Raw genomic sequence first — 9,962 nt, forward strand, 5'->3', positions numbered from 1 at the left:
AACAACCGATTCACCCATCCACGCAAAAACCAACGTGTCCATCAACACAATTTAAATACAAAAATGAATTGATGTCAAAAATATCACCCAAATCAAATTCAATTTCCACCATTATCCGTTCATATAAATCGGCAGTTACCAGACATGCCCGGAGAATGGGGTTTGAATTTCAATGGCAATCCCGTTTCCATGATCATATTATTCGCAATGACGTTGAATACCAGCGAATATATAACTACATCAAAAACAACCCTGCAAACTGGGAAGAGGATAGATTTTTTCAAAATTAAAAGAACTATTCCACTCCGTGGGATTTGAGAAGCTCCATGACATCGGGAAAATCAATGCCAAGTCGTTTGACAGTAGCCACTGTGGGTATGCCGTTGGGTGTCCAGCCCCTTCTTTCATAGACAGCATCTTTAAGAAGTTCATACTGCTCTTCACGGAACTTTCTGAGCTGTGCGACCTTCTCTTCTACAGTCATACCAGATATATCAACGCCATGCTTTTCAGTTAGAGCTGTGTCATAACGCTCCTGGCGGGAGAGGTACTCATCAACAGTTACAGGCCCCATGGATCGGTAGGGCAAGGTGTCGTGTTCCCTTGTGCCATAGCCCATTTTAAGGTTGAAAAGCCTCTGGAAGTTATAGACAGCCTCGCTCATTGGGATTAGATCTTCAGGTTTAACTTTTCTGCCTGTGACTGAAGAGAAGAAGTCTGCATACCATCCAACATGTTTAATAACCTTTGCAGGCTCTTTTGTCTCTCTGTTGTCTTCAGGGACGATATCGTTCCAGGGCAGTTTACAAAGGCCGCAAAGTCCGAACCAGGTGCGGAACATGGGAAACCAGTGCAGGGCTTCTGCCTTGTTTTCAAATGTTGGCATGAAGTTGTGTACCATATCAAGAAAGATAAGCCATGCCTCATCATGCTGGGGGCCTTTCAGAGCCATTCCATACCCACCCTGCTGTGCCAGGGACTCCTTGGTCATATATTCTGAGAATTCAAGACCCTTGGATTCCATGCCGATATCCTGCATGATGGCAGCATCTGCACCGAAATCACTTGCAAAAATCTCTTTCATTTTGCGGATACCCTTACCTACAATTACTCCAAAGCCTTCACCTCTGGCCATTTGATGCAGAAGCTCCAGTGCATTGAGGCGGTTTCCAAAACTTAAGTCCATGCCACCTGTATGCTCCTTTGTGATAAGGCCCATCTCAAAGCACTCCATGACAAAGGCAATTCCTGTACCAATGGATATGGTATCAAGGCCGTATGTATCGCAGTAGAAGTTCATCTCAAGGATGAAAAAAGGATCAAAAACCCCCAGGTTGGAGCCGCATCCTGCAACTGTCTCATACTCAGGGCCATCAACAAAAACCTTCTGGCCTTTATATGGGCCTGTAAATGGAACAAAATCCTTTACGCCATGGGCACATGCAACAGCGCATCCTCGCCAGCAGCCGTCAAATCCCTTGTCAAAAATATGTTCGTAAACCTCTTCTCCGATCACTTTTGATTCAGGATGCATTCCATAACGGAAGTTATTTACCGGCAGGCAATCATGGTCATTCATTATTGGTACAAGGTGGGTGGTACCCACAAGGGCCATGCGGTTCTGTTTGGGATCAAGTGTGTTGATCTCTCCAGCGTGTAGTTTTGTGACGTTTTTAAGTGCATCAAGATCAGCAGGCTGGTTGGTTTTCATGGATACAGTACTCCATCGTGCCACAACGGCCTTAATATTTTTGTGGGCAAATACAGTGCCTATTCCGCCACGACCAGCCTGTTTATAACGTACCCGTTTTCTTTTGGCATCAAACCATGTAAAATTAAGGCATCCAAGTTCGGTATTTTTTGCAGCAGAACCAGTGGAGACAACAGAAATATTTACAGGTTTTTCTTTGTCAAAATAGTCGGTAAGAGCCATGGAAAGTTCATATGAGTCATCGGTAAGGCCGGATACTTCATATATTTTGATTGTTGATTCAATGCCGTCAATGAGGATAATAACTTCAGAGTCTGACTTGCCGGTAAGTTCAAGCACATCAAAACCTGCAAATTTTTTGTATGGACCAAAGTAGCCGCCAACATTGGAGTCAATTGGGATTCCGGTCAAAGGAGAGATGGTTGTGACAATACTTTTCCCCCCACCAGGATAACCGGGAGTTCCGCCAAGGGGGCCAGATGCAATACAGATGGCATTTTCAGGGTCATTCCATTTTGTATCACCTGAGACCGAGTTCCACATATACCAGAGGTCATACCCTTTACCCCCTATAAATTTTTCCTTGACCTTCCTTTTCCACAGGCCGGATATTGATATCACTGGACGAAACATTGATGTGCAGGGAGTGATCTGTATAACCCTTGCTGATTTCCGGTCTGTTATACTTCAGGGATTTTATTTCCTTTAATGTAAAGTCGGCCATTTTTTACTCCTTTTATCATTAGTGCGGCTATGATTTGTGGTTATAAACGGTTTTTTATGGTTTTAAATCTATTGTAATGCCAAATAATCATTTATATATAACTCTTTTTGTCATATAATAAAATTTCATTATTTTTATAATAAATATAAATCATGTTTATGATTGCATTGCACAAAATTATGAGGAAAAAATGCTGGATCTTTATCAGTTAAAAACCTTTTTTGTTTTTGGAAAAGTCTTTAATTTTACCCAGACAGCCAACATCATGTGCATAACCCAGCCAGCTGTAAGCCATGCAATTAATAAGCTTGAGGCATCTGTTGATGTCAAGCTAATTGAGAGAAATGGCCGAAAATTTACCCTTACAAAGGCAGGAGAAGAGCTTTACCGCACCTGTGAAAAAATTTTTTTTCACCTTGAAGCCACAGAGGAATTTCTGAAAAATATTGACCAGCGCTCTTTGCAGACAGTAACCATAGGTACGCCTGTTGAATTTGGTGTTTCAGTCCTTATAAAACAGGTGAAAAAATTTATGGATGAGCATCCGGAGATACATCTCAATTTCAATTTTTCCAATACTCTTAAAGAGTCATTTATCAAGGATGAGGTTGATTTTATTATTGACTGCAAGCCTCAATCTTTTCGTAACTGTGAAAAAATAAGTCTTTTTCACGAGCAATATGTAACAATAGCATCCCCTGAATATGTCGAAATGATGAAAATAGAAAAAACTGAAGACTTAAACAGGATAAATGTTCTTTCGATGGATCTTAACTGTCAATGGTGGGAAAATTTTTTGCTGTCAATTCCGGGCAATAGTATCCATTTTCGTAAAGTGACCCAGATTACACACATTCGCGGCCTTATTAATGGTGCACTTGAGAGTCTTGGTGTCTCTTTTGTCCCAAGATATGCTGTTATTGAGGAGCTTAAAAACGGGCAGCTTGTTGACCCGTTTCCGGAAGTAAAGCCCAAGGCAGATACTTTTTGTATTTATATAAAAAGTGAAAAACTTAAAATTGAGAAGAACCGCCTTATGGTGGCGTATCTGCAAACAATAAAACCGTCGCAGTTTGGGGAAGAGGTCTGTTGAGATTTTTAAATAGTACCTTAGAGACAAGGCATGCCTTGTCTCTACTGCCATGATGGTTTAATGTAAAAACATAAAGTGTCGCTGTAGTATTAATAAAAGCTTTAATTTATGCCCTCAAAGCCGACACTTATGATCTTTTGAGCCTTGTCAACATTGTCTGAATCAGGATGTCCAAGATTAACAAGATAAGGCAGGATTATTTATCCTGAGCATCCTTTTCATCCTGGTTATCCTGATTCAGACAAATTCAATAACTGCTCAAAAAGCAATAAGGTGTCGATTTTGAGTATGCCAGGCAGGGACAAAATAATAGTTTGTCCCGTGCAGAGTGCTTAACGCAGATTGAAACCTATGAAAAACCTTTCGGTTTATTCTGTAATCACTCCTTGACATATGACTTTGAAAGTTTCTCATCAATTTTGAATGATTCATTAAAGAGTTCAAATAGTTTGATATTTTGCCGCATCATTGTGAGACAGTTACCGCTAATACCATAAAACAGAATGCTTAAACGGGTCTTAGATGAATTGTCCCTTATTCTGCTAATCTGGTTGGCATTGTATTTTGCTACAAGCTCACGCATATAATGATATTGTTCAGCAATGTCATTATAATGGATAATCTCCCGATTATGAAAAGATGTCTCAACCATTTTTAACATATTGATGACACATACTTTTATATCCTTCAGCTCCTCAATCTGAACAGGCAGCAGCCCCTTGTGCCGGTTGCTGACATGCATTGTTGAACGAATAACAATATCTCTGTGGTTATCAGATATTTTCTGAAGACGCCGAATAATCTGGTAATAGTTGTATGAAGTCTTTTCATCTTCCTGCTGAAGAAGCCTTAAGACCTTAAAAATATTTGCAATAATCGTATTTGTCCATACCTGAAACAGCCTGACACGTTTTCTTTCCATCTTCAATTTCTCCAGATCTTCCTTAAAAAGAGCATCAAATGTAATATGTGTTGACTCCCTAATATTTCTCAGAAGATATTCAAGATGATCAAAGGTAATGGAAAGAGCGTCTTCAAAATTCTCCACTTTGTCCATGGAGAAAATATTCATCTCCTCTTTTTCCTTCTCCTTTCCCTTGTGTTTGATATGATTTTTCCATATCAGGAAAGCTGCACAGCCTATAATACCTGCAATGCCAACTATCTTGAAATAAAATATTACCATGGCAAAGATGAAGGAGACAATAAATGCTATAAATGCTGTCATAAACCAGCCACCTATAACTGTTAAAACACCTGTAATTCGATATACTGCGCTCTCCCTTCCCCATGCCTGATCAGAAAACGATGTTCCCATGGCAACCATAAAAGTAACATAAGTTGTTGAAAGAGGTAGTTTAAAAGATGTTGCAAGAGAAACAACAGCACTTGATACCATTAGGTTTACCGCAGCTCTTACCAGGTCAAAAGAGGGTTTGTCCTGCTGCATTGTCAATGATGTGTCCGACTCCACCGTTTCAAGACGTTCTGCTATTTTTTTGCGCAGAATAGCAGGAATCATCTGCTTTACGGAACTGAAAAGGCTGTCTGCCATATTCACAATTTTTCTGGAGAGCCATATGGATTCAAATCTCTCTGTCCCTTCATCCTGTTGTCCAAGCTTGATCTCTGTTTCAGTTACTGTTTTTGTCTTTTTGGAAAACCAAAGGGTTGTGACCATTATTGCCCCTGCAAGTAGCATTAAAGCTGTGGGGATATGAACCTTTTGTGCCAGTGCTGTCATGGTTATATTAAGAGGATCAGGCGATGCTGCGGCAGTAATGTAGGCACTCAAACCCGCCAGTGGCACACCTATAAAATTCACAAGATCGTTGGCTGCAAAAGCCATTGCAAGGGCAAATGTCCCAACTAAAATAACGGGCTTAAGAATATTGACCTGAAATTTAATTATCAAAAAATGAAAAAAAGCTGCTGCAATGACAAAAATACAGAACATTATGAAAAAGGAGTGATGCTTTATCCAGTCAACCATTGCAGGGGTCATGAAGGTTGCACCCTTGGAACCTTTGATAAGAATAAAAAAGGTTATGGATGACATTGCCACGCCTCCCCATAAAGCACCAAATTTTTTAAGTCGGGGTTTATAGTCAAAGGTAAAAAGAAGGCGGGTGAAAAACTGGATTACAGCACCTGAAAAAAATGCCACAAGAATTGACAGCAGGATACCAAGCACAATTGTCAATGCCTTGGCTGTATTTATATAGTCCCATATCTGCATCGTACCGTCCACTGCCATTGTAATCTTGATAACAGAAACAGCCACTGCTGCACCAAGAAGTTCAAACACAATGGAAACTGTTGTGGATGTTGGCAACCCATGTGTATTAAAAAGATCAAGAAGCAAAATATCGGTGAGCATAACAGCAAGAAATATGGCCATAAGATTGGGCATTGTAAAAAACTGCGGGTGGAAAATACCTTTTCTGGCGACCTCCATCATTCCTCCGGAAAAGGTTACGCCGGCCAGAATACCAAAACTTGCAATTATCATAATGGTTTTAAATGGAGCAGCCTTGGAACCGATGGATGAATTGAGAAAATTCACAGCATCGTTGGTGACTCCAACAACAAGATCAAACACAGCAAAGAGCAGCAAAATACACACCGCTACAAGATAGAATTCGATTGACATGACCACAACACCTTTCAGTATATTTTAATAATTAAAAAAGTTACCACAATAATCCATATTTTATGTGCTCCATCTAACACAATCTTAATATAATGCCAACCAGTAACATTTTTTTTAAATGCCCTGCATTCAGAAGAAATATGCAAAGGCATGGTATGACCTTTTGGAATCTGTTTGGATCTTGAAGGATGAGCGTTGAATGTTGGATGGAGAAAATGTGGAAGTGGAAAATGTGGAAGTGGAAAAATGGATGTGGCAAATTGGATGTGGGAAAATGAATGTGGAAAAATGAATGTGGAAAAAATGGATGTGGGAAATTGGATGTGGAAAAAATGAATGTGGGAAAAATGTATGTGGGAAAATGAATGTGGAAAATTGGATGTAGAGACGTTGCATGCAACGTCTCTACAATTACGTACCGCCATGATTACGTACCGCCATGATTACGTACCGCCATGATTACGTACCGCCATGATTACGTACCGCCATGATTACGTACCGCCATGATTACGTACCGCCATGAATTACGGTACCGCCATGAATTAGGGTACCGACATGAATTGCGGTATTGCCATGAATTGCGACATTGCCATGAATTGCGACATTGCCATAAATTACGGCATCCCCAAATTACGGCATTCCCATGATTTACGGCATCTCCATGAATTACGACATCCCCATGATTTCCTACATCGCCATTATTTACAATACCGACCCTAAATAAAAATTATCATATATTTTTAAATAACCATTCAATGAATTGACAGTGCCTGCCGATAATTAATTTAAGCAGATCGGACAAGTAATAGGAGATTTGCATAGCATAGCACTTAATGGCACTCTAATAATAGCCGAAAAGATGATTTTATAAAATATGTTTGTCAGATAACTGTTCACTAAGTAAACGTTAACATAACAGCAGACAAAGGAGGATTGAATCATGGAAAATAACTTTGAGACCATAAATGCATTGAGTCCGGTGGAGCCTTTAAGTCGAAATGCACAAAGGGCATATGAGCACATAGGAAGTTTGAAATGGAAGCGTCGAAACAGACGCCGTAAAAGTGCTGATCGCAGAAAAAGTGTCAGAGAAGGGATTTTTGTCTCATTTTCATTTGCAAACGACCGAAGGAAAACAAGGGATAGAAGAAAAACAATTTCCTGAGGTCAATATCATACAGGTTTCTTTGCCAGGGGAGCCTTTCCCACCCCTGGCCATATTCTCATGATTCCTCCTCCGGCGCGGATTACAACCCAGACAATGGTGATTAGCCAGACCCCTGACAGGGTTAGGTTTTTATTATATTCAAAAATAAAAAGCAGTATGCAACTTGAAATTGTTGCCACAGATACCACATTTCGAAGCCACCCATAGTCTCCTGTTCCCCAGTGAATTCCGTCAGTTGCAAAGGCCAGAGCATTTATGGGCTGTGTAAGAGCTGCAATCTGCCATGCACCTGTAAAAATTGCTACTGCTGCACCTGGAACCATGAGTTGTATAATTTGTGCCTGTCCAAGCATCATTATAAAACCGAGGCAAAATCCTGTAATAATGCTCCATATTGATACGAAAAATGCTACTCTTCTTGCCTGGAGCAAATCATCTGCCCCAATAAAAAAAGCCACAAGACTTTGCCCCACCATTGCATAGGCATCAAGCAGAAATGCTGTAAAATACCAGGTCTGGCGTATTGCCTGGTGAGCAGCTCCTGCTTCTGCGCCAACGGCTGTTGCAGCCCTTGTACTCAGGAGCAGAAATATGATCAGCATTCCAGTACGTATAAAAAGATCCCGACCAACTTTAAGCAGCATTAAAGCTTCGGAAAGAATTACTGATTCAGGATGACCAATTTTTTTCAAAAGATAATATATAGAGGCTAAAGCCCCACTCCACTGGCTTAACACAGATGCAAGTGCAGCTCCCTTTACGCCCATTTCAGGAAAAAAGCCCCATCCAAAAATAAGGATAGGATCCAGGATTATGTTCATTATATTTATGACGCCTGCAATCCACAGAGGCGTTGTCATGTTCTGACATCCCCGCATTACTCCAAATGCAGCAAGTGATATAAGTATTGCAGGGCCGCCAAAGAGCCGGATACGGATATAATCCACAGCATATTCATGCACATCACCGGAGGCTGCCATCAATCGTGTCATGGAATCTATAAGGGGAAAGCAGATCAGTATTACAACAATGCCAAGAAATATGGCCATGCCCACAGCAAGGGTTGTCACCTGGTTCAGGCGCTTGTTATCTCTGTTTCCCATGGCTCTTGCAATTTCTGTCTGGGAGCCTATTCCCAGAAAATTAAATATCCAGAAGAGGCTTGAAAGTACTGCTGTTCCGACACCGAGAGCCGCAAGGGGAAGTGTTCCAAGACGTGCCACAAATATTGTATCCACAAGCCCTGTAAGAGGCTCTGCAATGAGAGAAAAAAGTACAGGAATTGATAGCTTTAAAAGGGTTTTGTTTGGAGATGTCACAAAAGGATGGCAACTCTGCACAGAGCTCTTTTTTGTTTGAGATGAGTCCTCAGTTTGAGACGAGCCTTCAGTTTGAGATGAGCCTTCAGTTTGAGATGAGCCTTCTCTTTGAGATGAATCCTCAGTTTGTGATCTGTTTTCTGTTTGTTCGGTTTTCATTGAAAATTCCGGTGATCATTTCTGCTTTTTCAAGTTTGATCAGTTTGCAGGGTGATAGTGGACATGTACCTGACGCATAAGTTCCATTTTTTCCATTAAGGTCTCTTCTACTTCAGTGGCAATTTCATCCCCTTCTGTAACACTTATACTTCCGTCAACTCCAATTGTGATATTGACAACCATGTATGGCCCGAAACGGTGAGCTTTTATCTCTTCAACGGCCTTGATTCCAGGGATATCATCCAGAAGTGAACGTATCTGCTCTGCAATTTTTCTTCCCGGCACAGTGTCCATAAGTTCTCCTGCTGATGAACGAAGGATTTCAATACCTGTGTGAAGAATGATAAGGGATACAGCAGCTCCAGCTAAGGGGTCAACCCATGCAAAACCCATCCTGCCGAAAAAAATTCCCACTGTAGCTGCAAGTGATGCAAAGACATCGTTTCTGTGGTCGCTTGCCAGTGCCATAACCGCACTGTTCTTGGTTATCTCACCTACCTTTTTTGTCCAGATGGTCAATCCTGCTTTCAGGGCAACAGTGAATATTGCCACCCACATTGCCATGGAAGCCGCACCCTCGCTGCTGCCTTCAAGGGTAAACATCTCATAAACACTATTGATGCTGTTCCAGAATATGGCAATGGCAGTTGTCATAACAAAAGCTCCCACAACCACCGCTGCAATTGTTTCCATCTGTTCGTGGCCGTATGGATGCTCATGATCAGCGGGTTTGGCAGAAAGACGCATGAATATATTGACCACAATACCGTATGCCACATCAGATGTGGAGTTGATGCCATCAGCCAGCAGAGCAGGGCTTTTTCCTGCGATTCCTATAATGGTTTTTAGAAGAGCAAGTACTATATTGGCAGCAAGTCCCACATTGACTGCCAACATTCCCTTTTGCCTTCTCTGTTCTTTTGTTCGTTTTTTGATATTAGCCTCCTATTTTCACAAAAGGCAGGCATCTTTCGGCATATTTCATTTGCCGCTTTACACTTTTTTGGCAAGCTTCCTTATTTTCGGAACAGTGTAAAGGCAAGATTGTCTGCATCAGAAGATTCATCATTGGGGTTTTAACCCAATAACAGGAAGACCACAATAAAAGTTTATATCTTTTTGACACATCTTCCAT

General features: G+C 41.0%; 9 protein-coding genes. 4 read left to right on the plus strand and 5 right to left on the minus strand.

Annotated elements, in window-relative coordinates; all coding sequences use genetic code 11:
- Positions 1 to 290: hypothetical protein (locus tag MTBBW1_RS29145; RefSeq protein ID WP_222424100.1), on the plus strand; the 290-nt coding region annotated here is incomplete at its 5' end.
- Positions 291 to 295: 5 nt separating this feature from the next.
- Here MTBBW1_RS29145 and MTBBW1_RS17510 read toward each other — a convergent pair.
- Together MTBBW1_RS17510 and MTBBW1_RS29650 are read right to left on the minus strand one after the other, a co-directional pair.
- Positions 296 to 2,254 (minus strand): aldehyde ferredoxin oxidoreductase family protein, encoded by a 1,959-nt coding sequence (locus tag MTBBW1_RS17510; RefSeq protein WP_245809451.1) that lies wholly within the window; start codon positions 2,252 to 2,254, stop codon positions 296 to 298.
- A gap of 19 nt (positions 2,255 to 2,273) precedes the next feature.
- On the minus strand, positions 2,274 to 2,435 hold the full coding sequence (locus tag MTBBW1_RS29650; RefSeq protein WP_245809452.1) for a hypothetical protein: 162 nt from the start codon (positions 2,433 to 2,435) through the stop codon (positions 2,274 to 2,276).
- A gap of 190 nt (positions 2,436 to 2,625) precedes the next feature.
- Here MTBBW1_RS29650 and MTBBW1_RS17515 point away from each other — a divergent pair, with 190 nt between their 5' ends.
- A complete protein-coding gene (locus tag MTBBW1_RS17515; protein ID WP_080805379.1) occupies positions 2,626 to 3,528 on the plus strand; it encodes a LysR family transcriptional regulator in 903 nt (300 codons plus the stop codon).
- A gap of 379 nt (positions 3,529 to 3,907) precedes the next feature.
- On the opposite strand, the gene MTBBW1_RS17520 is transcribed toward MTBBW1_RS17515, so the two are convergent.
- Positions 3,908 to 6,181, minus strand: coding sequence for an inorganic phosphate transporter (locus MTBBW1_RS17520; protein WP_080805382.1), 2,274 nt, complete (start codon positions 6,179 to 6,181; stop codon positions 3,908 to 3,910).
- A 195-nt stretch (positions 6,182 to 6,376) separates the two neighbouring features.
- Here MTBBW1_RS17520 and MTBBW1_RS28495 point away from each other — a divergent pair, with 195 nt between their 5' ends.
- A complete protein-coding gene (locus MTBBW1_RS28495; protein ID WP_186441440.1) occupies positions 6,377 to 6,517 on the plus strand; it encodes a hypothetical protein in 141 nt (46 codons plus the stop codon).
- Positions 6,518 to 7,121: 604 nt separating this feature from the next.
- Complete coding sequence (locus MTBBW1_RS17525; RefSeq protein ID WP_080805384.1) at positions 7,122 to 7,346, plus strand: hypothetical protein; 225 nt, start codon at positions 7,122 to 7,124, stop codon at positions 7,344 to 7,346.
- 8 nt (positions 7,347 to 7,354) lie between these two features.
- Here MTBBW1_RS17525 and MTBBW1_RS17530 read toward each other — a convergent pair whose 3' ends face one another.
- Both MTBBW1_RS17530 and MTBBW1_RS17535 read right to left on the minus strand, forming a co-directional pair.
- A complete protein-coding gene (locus MTBBW1_RS17530; protein WP_080805387.1) occupies positions 7,355 to 8,827 on the minus strand; it encodes an MATE family efflux transporter in 1,473 nt (490 codons plus the stop codon).
- A gap of 39 nt (positions 8,828 to 8,866) precedes the next feature.
- Positions 8,867 to 9,724 (minus strand): cation diffusion facilitator family transporter, encoded by an 858-nt coding sequence (locus tag MTBBW1_RS17535; protein WP_080805389.1) that lies wholly within the window; start codon positions 9,722 to 9,724, stop codon positions 8,867 to 8,869.
- Positions 9,725 to 9,962 lie beyond the last annotated feature (238 nt).

The organism is Desulfamplus magnetovallimortis (assembly GCF_900170035.1).
GTDB classification, from domain to species: domain Bacteria; phylum Desulfobacterota; class Desulfobacteria; order Desulfobacterales; family Desulfobacteraceae; genus Desulfamplus; species Desulfamplus magnetovallimortis.